11 protein-coding genes and 1 pseudogene are annotated in these 17,428 nt (G+C 61.3%); 7 read left to right on the top strand and 5 right to left on the bottom strand.

The features are described from left to right. Positions 1–83 precede the first annotated feature (83 nt). From FTO60_RS08680 to lpdA, 6 genes and pseudogenes are all read left to right on the top strand, one after another. Entirely contained in the window at positions 84–3,359 is a 3,276-nt protein-coding gene (locus FTO60_RS08680; protein ID WP_148055589.1) for a DUF3971 domain-containing protein, read from the top strand. Positions 3,360–3,381: 22 nt separating this feature from the next. Continuing rightward, positions 3,382–4,434 (top strand): tRNA preQ1(34) S-adenosylmethionine ribosyltransferase-isomerase QueA, encoded by a 1,053-nt coding sequence (gene queA / locus FTO60_RS08675; protein WP_148055588.1) that lies wholly within the window; start codon positions 3,382–3,384, stop codon positions 4,432–4,434. Positions 4,435–4,577: 143 nt separating this feature from the next. Further along, positions 4,578–5,869 (top strand): annotated as a pseudogene (locus FTO60_RS08670) (MFS transporter). Positions 5,870–5,920: 51 nt separating this feature from the next. Next, positions 5,921–6,505 carry a DUF924 family protein gene (locus FTO60_RS08665; RefSeq protein WP_148055587.1) on the top strand — a complete coding sequence of 195 codons (585 nt, stop codon included), beginning with the start codon at positions 5,921–5,923 and terminating at the stop codon, positions 6,503–6,505. Positions 6,506–6,607: 102 nt separating this feature from the next. Further along, positions 6,608–8,140: a diguanylate cyclase gene (locus FTO60_RS08660; protein ID WP_254696762.1), complete on the top strand. Its 1,533-nt coding sequence runs from the start codon at positions 6,608–6,610 to the stop codon at positions 8,138–8,140. Positions 8,141–8,220: 80 nt separating this feature from the next. Beyond that, the gene (lpdA, locus tag FTO60_RS08655) at positions 8,221–9,615 is read left to right on the top strand and encodes a dihydrolipoyl dehydrogenase (protein ID WP_148055586.1); all 1,395 of its coding nucleotides are present in this window, start codon (positions 8,221–8,223) and stop codon (positions 9,613–9,615) included. A gap of 123 nt (positions 9,616–9,738) precedes the next feature. Here lpdA and FTO60_RS08650 read toward each other — a convergent pair whose 3' ends face one another. Both FTO60_RS08650 and FTO60_RS08645 read right to left on the bottom strand, forming a co-directional pair. Beyond that, positions 9,739–12,171, bottom strand: a complete 2,433-nt coding sequence (locus FTO60_RS08650) for a VWA domain-containing protein (RefSeq protein ID WP_148055585.1) — start codon at positions 12,169–12,171, stop codon at positions 9,739–9,741. A gap of 94 nt (positions 12,172–12,265) precedes the next feature. Next, positions 12,266–12,628, bottom strand: a complete 363-nt coding sequence (locus FTO60_RS08645; RefSeq protein WP_148055584.1) for a rhodanese-like domain-containing protein — start codon at positions 12,626–12,628, stop codon at positions 12,266–12,268. A gap of 152 nt (positions 12,629–12,780) precedes the next feature. Between FTO60_RS08645 and uvrA the strand changes: the two genes are divergently transcribed. Further along, positions 12,781–15,639 carry an excinuclease ABC subunit UvrA gene (gene uvrA, locus FTO60_RS08640; protein ID WP_148055583.1) on the top strand — a complete coding sequence of 953 codons (2,859 nt, stop codon included), beginning with the start codon at positions 12,781–12,783 and terminating at the stop codon, positions 15,637–15,639. Between the two features lie 16 nt (positions 15,640–15,655). Here the strand turns inward: uvrA and FTO60_RS08635 are convergent, their stop codons facing one another. The 3 genes from FTO60_RS08635 to FTO60_RS08625 all read right to left on the bottom strand — a co-directional run bounded on the left by FTO60_RS08635 (position 15,656) and on the right by FTO60_RS08625 (position 17,388). Beyond that, positions 15,656–15,856, bottom strand: coding sequence for a DUF2892 domain-containing protein (locus FTO60_RS08635; protein ID WP_148055582.1), 201 nt, complete (start codon positions 15,854–15,856; stop codon positions 15,656–15,658). A 64-nt stretch (positions 15,857–15,920) separates the two neighbouring features. Further along, the gene (locus FTO60_RS08630; protein WP_148055581.1) at positions 15,921–17,048 is read right to left on the bottom strand and encodes a carboxylate-amine ligase; all 1,128 of its coding nucleotides are present in this window, start codon (positions 17,046–17,048) and stop codon (positions 15,921–15,923) included. A 7-nt stretch (positions 17,049–17,055) separates the two neighbouring features. Then, positions 17,056–17,388, bottom strand: a complete 333-nt coding sequence (locus FTO60_RS08625; protein ID WP_197738482.1) for a cupredoxin domain-containing protein — start codon at positions 17,386–17,388, stop codon at positions 17,056–17,058. Positions 17,389–17,428 lie beyond the last annotated feature (40 nt).

The following is a 17,428-nucleotide window of genomic DNA, read 5'->3' as shown; positions in this document are numbered from 1 at the left end:
TTGTTGTTTCGTGTTTTGTTTTAGGTCGCAACACGCGAATATAAAGGCATAACTGTCGCCAAGGGCCGCAAAGCATTGTTTTCATGACTGATCCGAAAACGCCAGCCGAACCGCCGCGCAAACGGCGGATCAAAAAGCGCCACATCGCGCGCACGGTGCTGCTGTTGGCAGGCCTGCCGGTGTTGTTTGGCGTGATCGGCGTGGTGATGATGCTGGGGCGCGAAATCACCGCCCCCACCTGGATCAAGACCCGCGTCGAAGCCCGCGTGGCCGAGGTGCTGGATGGTGCAAACCTCCGGTTTGGCAGGATTTTCTTTACAATCGGCACCGATTTGCATCCGCGTATCCGCTTGACCAACGCGGTGCTGCGCGACCGCGAAGGCACCCCCATCGCCCGCTTTCCCGAGGTCGAGGGCCTGCTTTCGCCGCGCGGGTTGATGCATGGTGAAGTGCTGGCGCAAGAGGTGCGTTTGCAAGGCGCGCAGATCAACCTGCGGCGCGGGCGCGATGGCCGCGTAGCCGTGGCCTTTGGCGGCTCGGTGGCGACGGTGACCGAGGCGGCAAGCCTGACCGCACTTCTTGATGAAGCCGATCAGGTGTTTGACCGCAGTGAACTGGCTGCGCTGGAACGGGTGCAGGCAGACGGTTTGATCGTGAATTTCGACGATGCCCGCGCCGGACGCAGCTGGACTGTGGACGGGGGCCAGCTTGATCTTGATCTGCGCAATGATCGGACGGCCCTGCGCGGCGAGGTCGCGCTGCTGTCTGGCCGGTCCTATGTGACGGTGATGACGCTGAGCTACACAAGTCCGCGCCGTTCGCGTGCGGCTGATGTCAGCCTCAGGATCACTGATGCGGCGGCGGCGGATCTGGCGACCCAATCGCCCGCCCTGAGCTGGCTGTCGGTGATCGAGGCGCCCATTTCGGCGACCCTGCGCGCCAGCATTGATGATGACGGCGCGCTTGGTCCGCTGAATGCATTGCTGGAAATCGGGCAGGGCGATCTGCGCCCCACCAACGCCACCCGTCCGATCCACTTTGAACAGGCGCGCACCTATCTGACCTATGATCCGGTCGCGGCCGAAGTCAATTTTTCCTATATTGATGTGCAATCGGGCTGGGGCAGTTTTCAGGGCAGCGGCAAGGCCTATCTACGCGAATTCAGCGAGGGCTGGCCCGCCGCAATTCTTGCGCAGCTCAATCTGGGCGAAATGCAGGTCAACCCCGGCGGGGTCTACACGACTGCGGTGGATGTGGGCACGGCGATCGCCGATTTCCGCCTGCGGCTTGATCCTTTCACGCTGACCCTTGGGCAGGCGGTTTTGCAAAACGACCAGCAGCGCGCCACCCTGCGCGGCGAGGTTCTGGCCGCGCCGGACGGCTGGCAGGTGTCGCTGGACGGGGCGATGGACAGCCTGTCGCGCGACCGGCTGATGGCGGTCTGGCCTGCGCAGCTGATACCGCGCACCCGCAGATGGTTCGCGGAAAACCTGCTGGGGGCCGCGTTTTCCGATCTGAGGGCGGCGGTGCGGTTGCGCCCCTCCCGGCCCGCCGTGATCAGCATGACAACGGAATTTGACGCGCTGAACCTGCGATACGTCAAGGCACTGCCGCCGATCACGGGCGGGCAGGGATTGCTGAGCTTTGACGGCACGGCCCTGAGCGTGGCGCTGGATCGCGGGATCGTCACCCCGCCCGAAGGCGGGCGCATGGTGCTTGACGGATCGACCTTCATCATTCCCGATCTGCGCACCCCCGCACCACCTGCGCAGGTGGATTTGCAGATTGCCAGCACCGTCACCGCAGCCCTTGCGATCCTTGATCACGACCCGTTCGGGTTTATCAGCAAGGCCGGATTGGCAACGACGCTTGCCGACGGGCGTGCGCAGATTGCCGCGCAGATCAACCTGCCTCTGCGTCGCCGTGTTCCGCGCGACGAGATTATCTATCGCGCCACTGCCACCCTGCGCGACGTGCAAAGCAGCGTGTTGGTCCCCGACCGCCGATTGGCCGCCTCCGAACTGGCGCTGCGTGCCGACAACGCAGGTATGACGATCAGCGGGCCGGTGCGCGTTGGCACGGTGCCCGCTACGGTGCAATGGCAACAGGCCTTTGGCCCGGGCAACGGCGGCCGCTCGACGATTTCTGGCGAGGTCGAGCTTTCGCAGCGCTTTGCCGATGAATTCAACATCGGTTTGCCAAGCGGGACGCTGAGCGGGGCCACCACGGCAGATGTGACCATCAATTTGCAGCGCGACAGCCCGCCTGTTTTCACGCTGTCGTCCGGGTTGGCGGGGCTTGGCTTGCAACTGCCCGCCCTTGGCTGGCGCAAGGCGGCCGAGAGCGGCGGCGATCTGCATGTTGACGGCACGCTGGGTCCGGTGCCGGATATTTCGGCACTGACAATCGACGCGGGCGGGCTGCGGGCGCAGGGCGCGATCGGTATCAGCGCAACGGGCGGGCTTGAGGCGGCACGTTTTTCGCGGGTGCAGTTGGGCGACTGGCTTGATGCGCCGGTGATCTTGCGCGGGCGTGGTGCGGGGCGGCCCGCGCAGGTAGTGGTTGCGGGCGGTCTGCTGGATTTGCGCAGCGCCGATTTTGGCGACAGCGCCGGGCAGGGAGGCCCGATGGAGATTGCGCTCAATACCTTGCAGATTTCCGAAGGCATTGCCCTGACGGATTTTCGCGGTGAATTTGACAGCGCAGGCGGGTTTTCCGGCGGCTTTTCGGCACGGGTGAACGGCGGCGCAGCGGTGCAGGGCACGGTCGTTCCCAGCCGCGGGCGGTCAGCCGTGCGCATCGTCAGCAATGACGCAGGCGGCGTGTTTCGCGCGGCCGGACTGTTGCGCAACGCCCAGGGGGGCGAGATGGACCTGACCTTGCTGCCCGCCGGGGCCGAGGGCAGCTATGACGGCACCCTTGCGGCGACAAACCTGCGCGTGCGCGACGCCCCCGCCCTTGCCGGATTGCTGAATGCGATCAGTGTCGTGGGCTTGTTGCAGCAGCTGGACGGGCAAGGGCTGTCCTTTAGCAATGTGGACGCCCAGTTTCGCATCACCCCCGACCGGATCATCATCACGCAATCCAGCGCCGTTGGTCCCGGTCTTGGGCTGTCGCTGGACGGGGTTTATCGCATCGCGGATCGCAACATGGATTTTCAGGGTGTGGTGTCGCCGATTTATCTGCTCAACGGGATCGGCAGCTTTTTGACCCGCCCGGGCGAGGGGTTCATCGGCTTTAACTTTACCCTGCGCGGCCCTGTCGATAGTGCCCGTGTTGCGGTCAATCCGCTCAGTGCGCTGACACCGGGGATGTTTCGCGAGATTTTCCGCCGCCCGCCGCCGCAGGTCGGGCAATAGCGGCCTAAAACGGGAGAGCGGCGTGCAGCTGAGTGACTTTGATTTCGATCTGCCTGATGACCTGATCGCGACACGTCCTGTGACGCCGCGCGGTGATGCGCGCCTATTGCTGGCGCAGGGTGATGACACGCGCGATCTGCACGTGCGCGATCTGGTTGATGTCCTGCATGCGGGGGATCGGTTGGTGCTGAACGATACCAAGGTCATTCCGGCGCGATTGACCGGTGAACGCAGGCGCGAGTCGGCCCAAGGGGTCGTGCAGGCGCGCATCGAAGTCACCCTGCTGGAGCCGCGCGCGGATGGCTGTTGGGCCGCGCTGATCAAGCCGCTGCGCAAGCTGAAAATCGCTGAAACGGTGGTGTTTTCGCCTGATTTGTCGGCCAGTCTTGCGGCGGTCGTTGACGGGCAGGGCGTTTTGCGATTCAACCTGACGGGTGATGATTTTGACGCCGCCCTGGCCAAAGCGGGCGCGATGCCCCTGCCGCCCTATATCGCTGCCAGGCGCGCGGCGGACGAGGCCGACAAACGTGACTATCAAACCGTCTGGGCGCGCCACAAGGGCGCGGTCGCAGCCCCCACCGCGTCATTGCATCTGGATCGCGCGATGCTGGATGCGCTGGCGGCCAAGGGCGTGCAGTTCACCTATGTGACCCTGCATGTGGGGGCGGGCACCTTTTTGCCGGTCAAGGTCGATGATATCGCCGATCACAAGATGCATGCCGAATGGGGCCATGTCAGCGCGCAGGCCGCAGGTGAAATCAACGCGACCCGAGCCGCTGGCGGGCGGGTCATTCCGGTGGGCACCACGGCCCTGCGATTGATCGAAAGTGCGGCCACGGACGGTGGTGTTGCCCCGTGGGAGGGGCCAACGGATATCTTCATCACGCCGGGTTTCATATTCCGGGTTGCCGACGGGTTGATGACCAATTTCCACCTGCCCAAATCGACGCTGATGATGCTGGTTTCGGCGCTGATGGGCCCTGCGCGGGTGCGTGACATTTATGCCCATGCCATTGCGCAAAAGTATCGGTTTTTTTCCTATGGGGATGCGTCGCTTCTTTTGCCGAAAGCGTGATCCGATTTACCGCAATTTAACGTGGACATGGCAGAGCGAACGGGCCTAAGGGGCGCTGATGGTTGCTGGCATGTCGCGGATATCGGACAGGACAGTGGGAACGGTGGTTAACCTCGGGTAAATGACGCCCGAAAGGGGACGAAATGATCAAAGTTCTTGGCGCGTCCTGGGCATTGTTTCTGGGCATGTTCATGCTGATGGTGGGCAACGGCTTGCAGGGCACCTTGCTGGGCCTGCGCGGCGCCGCCGAAGATTTCAGCGCCTTTCAGATGTCCTTTGTCATGTCCGCCTATTTTGTCGGCTTTCTGGGGGGTCGCGGCTTGCGCCCGAAATGATCCGGCGGGTTGGCCATGTGCGGGTCTTTGCCGCGCTTGGGTCGATGATTTCGGCGGTGCTGATTCTTTATCCTGTCCTGCCCGAAGTCTGGGCCTGGACCCTTGGGCGCGTCGTGATCGGGTTCTGTTTTTCCGGCGTTTACGTGACGGCGGAAAGCTGGCTGAATAATGCCGCCACCAACGAAACCCGCGGGCAGGCGCTGTCGGTCTACATGATCGTGCAGATGGGCGGGATCGTCGCTGCGCAGGCGATCATTTCCCAAGGTGATGTGTCGGGCTATACGCTGTTCATCATCCCGTCGGTCCTTGTGTCGCTGGCCTTTGCGCCGATTCTGTTGTCGGTGGTGCCGACACCGGCCTTTGACAGCACCAAGCCGATGCGGTTGCGCGACCTGATCAAGGCCTCACCGCTGGCGTCGGTGGGGATGTTCCTGCTGGGCGGTGTCTATTCGGCGCAGTTCGGGATGGTGGCCGTCTATGGCACTGAAATCGGGCTGAGCGTGGCGCGGATTTCGATCCTCGTGTCGGTGATCTATGTCAGTGCGCTGGTGTCGCAATATCCGATCGGCTGGCTGTCGGACCGGATGGACCGCCGTGTGCTGATCATCGCGATGGGCGCGGCTGGGGCCTTTGGCGCCGTGCTGGCAACGCTGTTCGGCGCGGGGTCGTTTACGATGCTGATGATCGGGGCGGGCTTTGTCGGGGGCACCTCGAACCCGCTTTATTCCCTGCTGATCGCCTATGCCAACGACTATCTTGAACACGAGGATATGGCCGCCGCTTCGGCCGGTTTCCTGTTTATCAACGGGGTCGGGGCCATTGCCGGCCCGCTGGTGATCGGCTGGGGCATGGGCGTGATCGGCCCGCATGCCTTCTGGTTGCTGATCACCGCGTTGATGGGGGCGGTCGCGATTTATGGTCTTTACCGGATGACCCGTCGCCCCACGGCCACCCCCGTCGAGGACATGGTGCCCTATACGCCTGTCTCACCGACGTCCTCTCCGGTGCTCGCCGAGGTGGCGCAGGAAATCTACATTGACGCCGATGAGCAACAGGAGAGTGAGGCACAACAAGCCGAGAGGGTTGCCACAACGCCATGAAACTGCAACGCTTTCATCTGTTACGGTCGCACATAGAGGGGAGGAGGTTCCGTGGTCACACCTGAGAACATCCTGACATACTGGTTTGACGAAGTTGGCCCCAAGGGCTGGTATGGTGGCGGCGCCGAGCTTGACAGCGAAATCCGCGACAAGTTCCTGCCCACATGGCAAGAGGCCAAGGATGGTGCCTGCGGCTTGTGGTTGACCTATCCGGCGGGCACGCTGGCCTATATCATCCTGACCGATCAGTTCCCGCGCAACATGTTCCGCGACGCCGGAGAGGCATTCAGTTCCGACAAATCCGCGCGCGCCGCATCAAAGATCGCGATCAACCGCGACTGGGATCTGAAAATCGGTGAACCCGCGCGGCATTTCTTTTACATGCCGCTGGTGCATTCCGAAAATCTGATTGATCAGGACCGGGCCGTGCGCCTGATTTGCAGCCGGATGAGCAATGCGGGGGCCGAAAACCTGCGCCACGCCCGCGCCCACCGCGAAGTGATCCGCCTGTTCGGGCGCTTTCCGTTCCGCAATGCGGCACTTGGGCGGCCCAGCACCGAAGCGGAAACCGCGTGGATGGCCGAAGGGGGCTATGCGGCCGCCCTGCGTGCAGTGGATAGCTCTGCCGCTGCCTGAGTTTAAAATTTGATATTTTTGTCGCTGTCGCCGGTGGCGCGATTAATCTTGCAGCAAGGTTTTCGCGCGACAAACGCCCATGTTTGAGGAATAGGTGCGCAGGTGAAACACGACAGTATCGACAGGGATGCGCCGGTTCCGTCCTGGCAAGCCGGGCTTGACCTGACAGACGACGGGCATGCCGACCTGGCCACCGAAATCATGAATATCATGGAACAGGGGATCCTCGTCTGGTCGCAAGACGGGATATGCGAATTGCATAACACCCGCATTTTCGATGTCCTTGAAATTGACGGCGATGACCTGAGTATTGGCACCGAACGGGACGAATTTCGCGACAAGGCCCTGTCGCACGGGCAAATATCGAACGAGGATCGCGAGAAATCAGACGCGCGGATCAAGGCGCATCAACCCTATTCCTTCGATCTGGTGCTTCCCTCGGGGCGGGTGGTTTTGTCCAGCGCGCGGCCCGCGCGCGGCGGCGGCTATGTGGTGACATTCACCGATGTGTCCGAGGCGCGGCGCGTCGCGCGCGACCTTGCCAATGCCAAGATCACGGCGGAAATGGCCGAAAGCCGCGCCAAGGATGTGTTGGCTACCGAACGCGCGCGCCAGGAAGAAGCCAAGATGCTCGGCAATCTTGATGAGTGGTTGCAATCGTGCAAATCCCTGGACGAATTGTTCATGATCGTCACCAAATTCATGGATAAACTGATCCCCGGCAGTGCCGGCGAACTTTATGTCTACTCCAATAGCCGCGATGTGCTTGACGGAATGTGCGCCTGGCCTGCGGACCAGTTGCATGACCATATCGCGCCTGACAGTTGCTGGGCGCTGCGCCGTGGCCGCGCCTATGAATATGACGCGCAGGGCATGTGTTTTCCCTGCGATCACGCCAAATCCGATGATGCGCCCATGGTGGACACCTATATCTGCGTGCCGATCGTCGCCCACGGCGACACCGTCGGATTGCTGCACATCCGATTTGACCGCGCGCCCGGGCAGGGGGGGCATGTGCGCGACAGCGGTGCCTTTGCGGTGCGTTGCGGCGAACATATTTCGATGGCGATTGCCAACGTCAAGCTGCGCGACGAATTGCATGACCAATCCATCCGCGACCCGCTGACGGGGCTCTATAACCGGCGCTATTTCATGGATGCGATGCGGCGCGAGATTTCGATCTGTGATCGCAAGAAACGTAGTTTCGGGCTGGTGTCGTTTGATGCCGACAAGTTCAAGAATTTCAACGACAATCACGGCCATGATGCGGGCGATATGGTGCTGCGCGCCATTGGTGAAAAGCTGCGCGATGTGATGAGTGATGGCGAGGTTTGCTGCCGCATCGGTGGTGAGGAGTTTGCCGTGCTGGTCCCAAAGGCTGATCTGGCGCGCGCTGTCGAACTCGCCGAAATGCTGCGTGAAACGATTGCGGCGACGCAGGTGCGCTATCACGATGGCCCGCTGCCACGCGTCACGATTTCGGCGGGTGTCTCGGCTTTTCCGACCAGCGGCATGACCCCGCAAGCCCTGCTCAAACGCGCTGATGAGGCGCTTTACCGCGCCAAGGAGGCGGGGCGCAACACCGTGTGCCGCGCCGATGCGCCCCCGGCCAAAGGGGTTGCACGCAGGAAATAGCTGCCATGCCCTAAGGTCACTGGCAGGCCTTTGCGAATTAGTTTAATGTCAAACTAATTCGTAATCCAAGGGAGGGGCACATGGCTGCCAGCAATTTCGATCTGATCGTTATCGGTGCCGGACCGGGCGGCTATGTGGCGGCCATTCGCGGCGCGCAACTGGGGATGAAAGTCGCCATTGTCGAGCGTGAAAATCTGGGCGGTATTTGCCTCAACTGGGGCTGTATCCCGACCAAGGCGCTGCTGCGCAGTTCGGAGGTGTTCCACCTGATGCACCGCGCCAAGGAGTTCGGTCTGAAAGCCACCGGCATCGATTACGATCTGGAGGCCGTGGTCAAACGCTCGCGCGGGGTCGCCGGGCAGTTGTCGGGTGGCATCGGTCATCTGATGAAAAAGAACAAGATTACCGTCGTCATGGGAGAGGCGACATTGCCCGCCAAGGGCAAGGTCAGCGTCAAGACCGACAAGGGCACCGAAGACCTGAGCGCCAAGAACATCATCGTCGCCACTGGCGCGCGCGCCCGCGAATTGCCCGGTCTTGAGGCCGATGGCGATCTGGTCTGGACCTACCGCCATGCGCTGCAACCGCCGCGCATGCCCAAGAAACTGCTGGTTATCGGGTCAGGCGCGATTGGTATTGAATTTGCAAGCTTTTATAACACCTTGGGCGCTGACACGACCGTTGTCGAAGTCATGGACCGCGTGCTGCCCGTAGAAGACGCCGAAATCAGCGCCTTTGCCAAAAAGCAGTTCGTCAAACAGGGCATGAAGATCATGGAGAAATCCACGGTCAAACAGCTGGATCGCGGCAAAGGCAAGGTGACGGCGCATATCGAAGCGGGCGGCAAGGTTGAAAAGATCGACTTTGACACGGTCATTTCCGCCGTCGGGATCGTTGGCAACGTCGAAGGGCTGGGCCTTGAGGAGCTGGGCGTCAAGATTGACCGCACCCATGTGGTCACGGATGAATTCTGCCGCACCGGCGTCGAGGGGCTTTATGCCATCGGTGATATCGCCGGCGCGCCGTGGCTGGCCCACAAGGCCTCCCATGAAGGTGTCATGGTCGCCGACCTGATTGCGGGCAAACACGCCCATCCGGTCAAACCCGAAAGCATCGCCGGATGCACCTATTGTCACCCGCAGGTCGCCAGCGTCGGCTACACCGAGGCCAAGGCCAAGGAACTGGGTTATGACATCAAGGTCGGGCGGTTCCCGTTCATCGGCAACGGCAAGGCCATCGCCTTGGGCGAGGCCGAGGGCATGGTCAAAACCGTGTTTGATGCGAAAACCGGCGAACTGCTGGGCGCGCACATGATTGGTGCCGAAGTGACCGAACTGATTCAGGGCTATGTGGTGGGCCGCCAGCTGGAAACCACCGAAGAAGACCTGATGAACACCGTCTTCCCGCACCCGACACTATCGGAAATGATGCATGAGAGCGTGCTCGATGCCTACGGGCGCGTGATCCATATGTAGGCGACTGGCGCTGCGAAAAACAAAGGGGCGGTCCTGACGGGGCCGCCTTTTTTGCTTGAAACGATCGCTTTGCGGTGGGGCTAAGCTGGCACGGAGCCGCGCCCCCGGCCACCGCGTGGCGCGCTACTGTGTCACTGTGATCAGCCGTGACCCGATCACCGTTCGGTCCTGATTGAGGTAGTAGCGAATCTCGTAGGTGCCCGCGGCCTCGGGCATTTCAAGCTGCACCGGATTGCCACTGTTGGTGTAGCGATAGTTGATATATCCGCTTTCGCCGATCTCGCTGATGGCGACAAAGTCGCGCGCATAGCCCGGCCCGGCCCAGCCCACGTCGATGGTGCTGCCAGCGCGGGCCGTATCGGGGGCCATGAAATCGGCGCTGACGGGGGTGACGGTGACGATCCGTGTGGCCACGACCTCGCGGTCCTGATCAAGCACATAGCGCAATTCATAGGTGCCCGGAATGGCGGGCATTTCCACTATCGCGGGGTTGCCCTGCTGGGTGTAGGCATAGTTGACGTTGCCGCGCTCGCCGACCTCGCTCACGGCGATATAATCGCGGCTGTAGTCGGGGCCATCCCATGTCACTGCAAGTTCGCTGCCAGCGGGCGCGGTGTCGGGTGCGTCCAGCGTCACCGCAATCGGGGTGACGGTGATCAGGCGGGTGGCCACGACCTCGCGGTCCTGATCAAGCACGTAGCGCAATTCATAGGTGCCGGGCTGTGTCGGCATGTCCACCACCGCCGGATTGCCCTGCTGGGTGTAGGCATAATTGATGTTGGCGCCTTCGCCGACTTCACCCACAGAGATGAAATCGCGGGTGTAATCCGGGCCTTGCCACGTGACCGCGACGGCGGCGCCCACAGGGGCGGTATCGGGTGCGTCCAGCGTCACCGCAAGCGGGGTAATGGTGATCATCCGCGTGGCGATGACTTCGCGGTCCTGGTTGAGCACGTAGCGCAGTTCATAGCTGCCCGGGTCGGTGGGCATTTCGACCATCGCCGGGTTGCCCTGCTGGGTGTAGGTGTAATTGATGTAGCTGCCTTCGCCGACTTCGCCCACGGCGATATAATCGCGCGCATAATCCGGCCCATCCCAGCCAACTGCAATTGTCGCGCCAGCGGTTGCTTCGTCGGGGGCGACAAGACCGGCCTTGATGTCGCTGACGGTGATCGTGGCCCGGGCCAGAACCGTGCTGCCCTGATTCATGACATAGCGCACCTCGTAGGTGCCCGGTTCCGCGGGCATTTCCAGCCCAAGCGGATTGCCCCGCGCGGTGTAGGTGTAGTTTTCATAGCCGCGATCATCGGGCCGTGCCACGCTGATGTAATCGCGTGCATAGTCCGGCCCGTCCCAGCCGATTGTCACGGTTTCACCAATTGCGGCCGTGTCGGGGGCGATCAGGTTCACCGCCAGCGGCGTCACCTCGATGGGCGCGCTGGCGAGCACTTCGTTGCCGTCGTTCAGAATATAGCGCAATTCGTAACTGCCCGGTTCGGGTGGCATTTGCAGATCAAGCGGGCTGCCGTCCTGCGTATAGCTATAGTTGACGTAGCCGCGTTCCCCCACTTCGGAGACGGCGATATAATCGCGCGCGGCATTCGGGCCGCTCCACGCCACCTGCACGGTGTCACCGATCACGGCGCTGGCGGGTCCGGTGACCGTGGCCTGGGGCAGGGGGATGTCAAAAGGGATCGTGACGGTGACATCGCCGCCGCTGGATACGGTAAAGGTCGTGTCTTCGCTCACTTCCTTGACGACCCATGTGGCGGTGGCGCGGTAGCTGCCTTCCGCCAGGTCGATGTTGATCGGATTGCCCGCCATATCGTCGACGATCACACCGGCATCGCTTGTCACGCTCCAGAGCACATCATCGGTGATCGATAGCCCACCTGCGCTTTCGGTGGCGCGGAAGGTGCCGTTGACGGTGATGATTTCGGGTTCTTCGGTGATCACGCTCAGGGCGGCGGCCAGTTCATCTGCGTCGCGCGCCGTGCGGAACGTGCCGCCGGTTTCCTCGGCGATACAGCGCATTTGCGCCAGGGCCTCGGCATCGGAAATATCAAAGCCGATGACATGGGCGGTAAAGTCGATCCCGGCCTCCTCGAGCAGGCGCGCAGCGGCACAGGGATCGGGGTTGCAGGTTTCCACGCCGTCGCTGACAAGGATCACTGTGGCGCTGTCTTCGGTATAGCGCAGGGCGTTTGCAGCAGCGATCACGGCGTCTGTCATCGGCGTCTTGCCCAGCGGGCTGATCCCGGCCACAGCCTGTGCAATGGCATCGCGGGTGTTCAGATCGGGGGCGACGACCGTTTCGATATCCGAGCAATTGCCCCGTTCGCGGTGGCCATAGACCGTCAGCCCAAGGCGCTGATCAGCGGGCAGGGTTTGCAGCAGATCCGTGACCACATCCTGCGCGATCGTGATCTTGGGAACCCCGTCAATCTGCCCCCACATGGAACCCGAACCGTCCAGCACAAGGATCGTGTTGGGCCTGTCCTGCGCGGCCAATGTGGCGGGCAGTAGCAGGGACAAAAGCAGGGCAAGGCAGCGCATGATGAAATCCTAGGGTCAAATGAATGACCCTAGGGAAACACAGATGCCCGAGTCGGGGAAGGGGGGCGTGGGGCAGGTATTCCTGACCTCTGCCTCAGGCCAGCGTGCCGCCCGCGGCGATCCAGTCGTGCAACCCGCCGAGGTTGGTCACATCCTCATAGCCCATCTGGCGCAGCATTGTCGCGGCCATCGCCGAGCGCGCACCCGAGGCGCAATAAAGCGCGATTGGCTGGTCGGTTTTCAGGGCGCTGTGGTGTTCGGGGCTAGCCGGATCGGCCTGCATCCGCAGGGTGGCAAGCGGGATTGCCAGTGCGCCCTTGGCTATGCCACTTGCAGCGATTTCGCCCGGGTCGCGGATGTCGATCAGGGTCAGCGCGCCCGCCGCGACCTGCGCGACAGCATCCATTTGCGGCGCATTGCCTGTGGTTTTCTGAGGAGTGCGAAGGAAATTCAGCATGGTGTGCTCCGTGTTTCTAAGTTACCGAGGATAAATACATTCCAAAAATGAAATGTAAAGGGGTGGGTTGCATGTTCACGACATGTTCCGTTTTTTCGGTTGGCGACCCGCGCCAGTTAAACTACATCTTAACCACCGAGCAGGGGGCCAGCATGGCAGAGCAAAGATTCATCGAAGTGCGCGGTGCGCGCGAACATAACCTCAAGAACATCGACGTGGACATTCCGCGCGACCAACTGGTTGTGATTACAGGGCTTTCCGGCTCGGGCAAGTCCAGCCTTGCCTTTGATACGATCTATGCCGAGGGCCAGCGAAGATATGTGGAATCGCTTTCGGCCTATGCGCGCCAGTTCCTGGATATGATGGAAAAGCCGGATGTGGATCACATTTCCGGCCTCTCGCCTGCGATCTCGATCGAACAAAAGACCACCAGCAAGAATCCGCGCTCGACGGTGGGCACCGTGACCGAGATTTACGACTACATGCGCCTGTTGTTTGCCCGCGCGGGCACGCCGTTTTCCCCCGCCACCGGATTACCGATCGAGGCACAGCAGGTGCAGGATATGGTCGATCGGGTGATGGACATGGAGGAAGGCACGCGCGGCTATCTTCTGGCGCCGATCATCCGCGACCGCAAAGGCGAATATCGCAAGGAATTCCTCGAGTTACGCAAACAGGGCTTTCAGCGCGTCAAGGTGGACGGCGAATTTTACGATCTGGACGAGCCGCCAACATTGGACAAGAAATTCCGCCATGACATTGATGTGGTCGTTGACCGGATCGTCGTGCGCGCGGGGCTGGAAACGCGGCTGGCCGACAGTTTCCGCACCGCCCTTGATCTGGCCGATGGCATCACCGTGCTGGAAACCGCCCCCAAGGAGGGCGACCCCGAACGCATCACTTTCAGCGAGAATTTTGCCTGTCCCGTGTCCGGTTTCACCATCCCGGAAATCGAACCGCGCCTGTTTTCGTTCAACGCGCCCTTTGGCGCTTGCCCCAGCTGTGATGGTCTGGGGGTCGAGCTGTTCTTTGACGAACGTCTTGTCGTGCCCGACCCGAGTTTGAAAATCTATGACGGCGCGCTGGCGCCCTGGCGCAAGGGCAAGTCGCCCTATTTCCTGCAAACCATCGAAGCGATTGCGAAACATTACGATTTCAACAAAAGCACCCGCTGGATGGATCTGCCTGAAAAGGTGCAGCAGGTGTTCCTTTATGGCTCGGGTGAGGAAGAGATCAAATTTCGCTACGATGAAGGTGGCCGCGTGTATCAGGTCAGCCGCGCCTTTGAAGGTGTGATCCCGAATATGGAGCGCCGCTACCGCGAGACCGACAGTAACTGGATCCGTGAAGAATTTGAACGCTATCAGAACAACCGCCACTGCGGCACCTGCGAAGGCTATCGTTTGCGCCCCGAGGCCCTGGCGGTGAAAATCGCCGGTTTGCACGTGGGCCAGGTGGTGCAGATGTCGATCCGCGAGGCCTTTGACTGGTGCGAAAGCGTGCCCGACCACCTGAGCAAGCAAAAGAACGAAGTGGCCCGCGCGATCCTGAAAGAAATTCGCGAGAGGCTGGGTTTCCTGAATAATGTGGGCCTTGAATACCTGACCCTGTCGCGCAACGCCGGCACATTGTCCGGTGGCGAGGCGCAGCGCATCCGACTGGCCAGCCAGATCGGTTCGGGCCTTACTGGTGTGCTTTATGTGCTGGACGAACCGTCAATCGGGTTGCACCAGCGTGACAATTCCCGCCTGTTGACCACGCTGAAAAACCTGCGCGATCAAGGCAATACGGTGATTGTCGTGGAACACGACGAAGAAGCGATTCGCGAGGCGGACTATGTATTCGATATCGGCCCGGGCGCAGGCGTGCATGGTGGCCAGATCATCGCGCGCGGCACGCCTGCGCAAATCGAGGCCAATGCCGACAGCATCACCGGCCAGTATCTGACTGGCACGCGCGAAATTCCGTTCAGCGCGGATCGGCGCAAGGGCAACAAGAAAAAGATCAGCATCAAGAACGCGACCGGCAATAATCTGCGCGGCGTCGATGTCGAGTTTCCGCTGGCGAAATTTGTCTGCGTCACCGGCGTGTCGGGCGGGGGCAAATCGACGTTGACGATTGAAACGCTGTTCAAGACGGCATCGATGCGGCTGAACGGCGCGCGCCAGACCCCGGCACCCTGCGATCAGATCAAGGGGCTGGAGCATCTGGACAAGGTCATCGACATCGATCAGCGCGCCATTGGCCGCACACCGCGATCCAACCCTGCCACCTATACCGGGGCCTTTACCCCGATCCGCGACTGGTTCGCCGGCCTGCCCGAGGCCAAGACCCGCGGTTACAAGCCCGGACGGTTCAGTTTCAACGTCAAGGGCGGGCGCTGCGAGGCCTGTCAGGGCGATGGGGTCATCAAGATCGAGATGCACTTTCTGCCCGATGTCTATGTGCAATGCGAGACCTGCAAGGGCGCGCGCTATAACCGCGAGACATTGGAAGTTCGCTTTAAGGGCAAGAGCATAGCAGACGTTCTTGATATGACGGTTGAAGATGCGCAGGCGTTTTTCAAGGCCGTCCCCAGCATCCGCGAAAAGATGGACGCACTGGTGCGTGTGGGGCTGGGGTATATCAAGGTCGGCCAGTCCGCGACGACCCTGTCAGGGGGCGAGGCGCAGCGCGTCAAACTGTCCAAGGAATTGGCGAAACGGTCCACGGGTCGCACGCTTTATATCCTCGACGAACCCACCACGGGGTTACATTTCGAGGATACCAAAAAGCTGCTCGAAGTGCTGCATGAATTGGTCGAACAGGGTAACACGGTGATCGTGATTGAACACAATCTGGATGTGGTGAAAACCGCCGATTGGATCATCGACATCGGCCCCGAAGGTGGGGATGGCGGCGGGATGGTCGTGGCCACCGGCACGCCCGAACAGGTGGCCGAAGTCAGCCAAAGCTATACCGGTCACTACCTGAAGCCGATGCTGCAGCCCAAGAAAGTGGCGGCAGAATAGGGTCGCCAGCTTTCGGTTATTTGTTGGGGCAGGTGTTGATTCCGATGATGGAATACAGCGCGCAACTGCCCATCAGACCGGTCGCCAAGGGCACGATGCCAATCAGATAAAACCAGCGATAGGCCGCGTCTGTGTCCAGGAAAAAACCGGCGATCAGCGCGAGGCCGATCACGACGCGCAGGGTTCGATCAATCTGGCCAACGTTTTTCTTGAGCATGGGAAACTCCTTTGATGTCTCGGTGCAATGATAGCTGCGCGCGCGCCCCGAGTCGGTGACAAGATCACAGATCGTGGCTGAATTCCTCGATCAGATGTGACACCACGGCGCGCATCTGTTCGCTGTGATCGGCGCCGGCATCAGCGGCGGCCTGTGCCACTGCGCGCTGGCGGTCGGCGCTGGTGCCCTTGGCCAAGATATCGCGCGCCGCCTCGACCTCGGTGGCGCATTTCAACACGCCTGCATCCTGCGCCACCAGTTCGATCAATTCGTCCAGAAGGTCGGCAAAAGGCACAATCTCGCCCCGGCCAAAATCAATCAGCCCTTCATTGATGCCATAGCGTTGCGCGCGCCAGCGGTTTTCGGCGACCAGAATATTATCGTATCTGCGCCAGCGCTGGTTCTTGCGCCGCAGCCGATACAGCATCCGTGTCAGGCACTGGATCAGGGCGGCAATCGACAGGGTATGTTCCATCCGCGGCCCGACATCGCAGATTCGGGTTTCCAACGTGGGAAAGCGCGCCGAGGGGCGCAGATCCCACCAGATTTTCGAGGAATCCTCGATCACGCCCAAATCGACCAGCGCATTGACCGACCGTTCGTATTCGCCCCAACTGTCCAGTTGCGGCGGCAGCCCCGTGCGCGGCAGATTGTCAAACACCGTCAATCGATACGACGCCAGCCCCGTGTCTTCGCCCTGCCAGAACGGCGAGGAGGTGGAGAGCGCCAGCAAATGCGGCAGGAAATACGACATCTGCCCCATCAGATCGGCGCGCAGCGCGTCGTCGTTCAGCCCCACATGCACATGCATCCCGCAGATCAGCATTCGCCGCACGACCCCGCCCAGATCGCGGCGCAACTGGTTGTAGCGGTCTTTTTCGGTGTGGTGTTGCTGCTTCCAATCGGCCAGCGGATGGCACGAGGCGGCAATCGGGGCGAGGTTATGATCGGCCGCCACATCGCGCACGGTTGTGCGCAGGCGTTTGAGGTCGGCGCGTGCGTCGTTGATGGTGGCGCAGACGCCAGTGCCAATCTCGATCTGGCATTGCAGGTATTCCGGGCTGACCTGTCCACCAAGGGCGGCGGTGCATTGATCCATCAAGGCATCGGGTGCCTTGGCCAGCATCAACGTATCGCGATCCACCAGGAGGTATTCCTCCTCGATGCCGATGGTGAAATCAGGTTCGCTCATGCCCGGATCAGGTGGCGCGGATCAGCCCCTGCATGGCAGGGTGAAAGGCACATTTGTAAGGGTGATCGCCCGCTGACCCGATGGTGACTTCGCCCGACTGCCCGTTGTTCAGCCGCCCGGTATCAAAGCTGCCGTCTTCGGCGGTGCCGGTATGGGGCGCGTTGTCGGCGTTGGTGAAAACGACCGTGTCACCCACCGACACATCCAGCGTTGCGGGGGAAAAGGCGAACCCTTCGATCATCACATTATGGGTTGCCGCCTGGGCGCGGGTGCCAAAAAAGGCGAGCGGCGCAACCAATAATCCGCCCAGAAAGGTCCGTCTGTCCATCGTGGTTTTCATCGCAATCTCCTTTGGCTGAATGGCGAGAGTGTGCGGCGGA

The organism is Octadecabacter sp. SW4 (genome assembly GCF_008065155.1).
Lineage (GTDB): Bacteria > Pseudomonadota > Alphaproteobacteria > Rhodobacterales > Rhodobacteraceae > SW4.
Note: the sequence above shows the minus strand (reverse complement) of the source record. Positions and strands in the feature narration are given on the sequence as shown.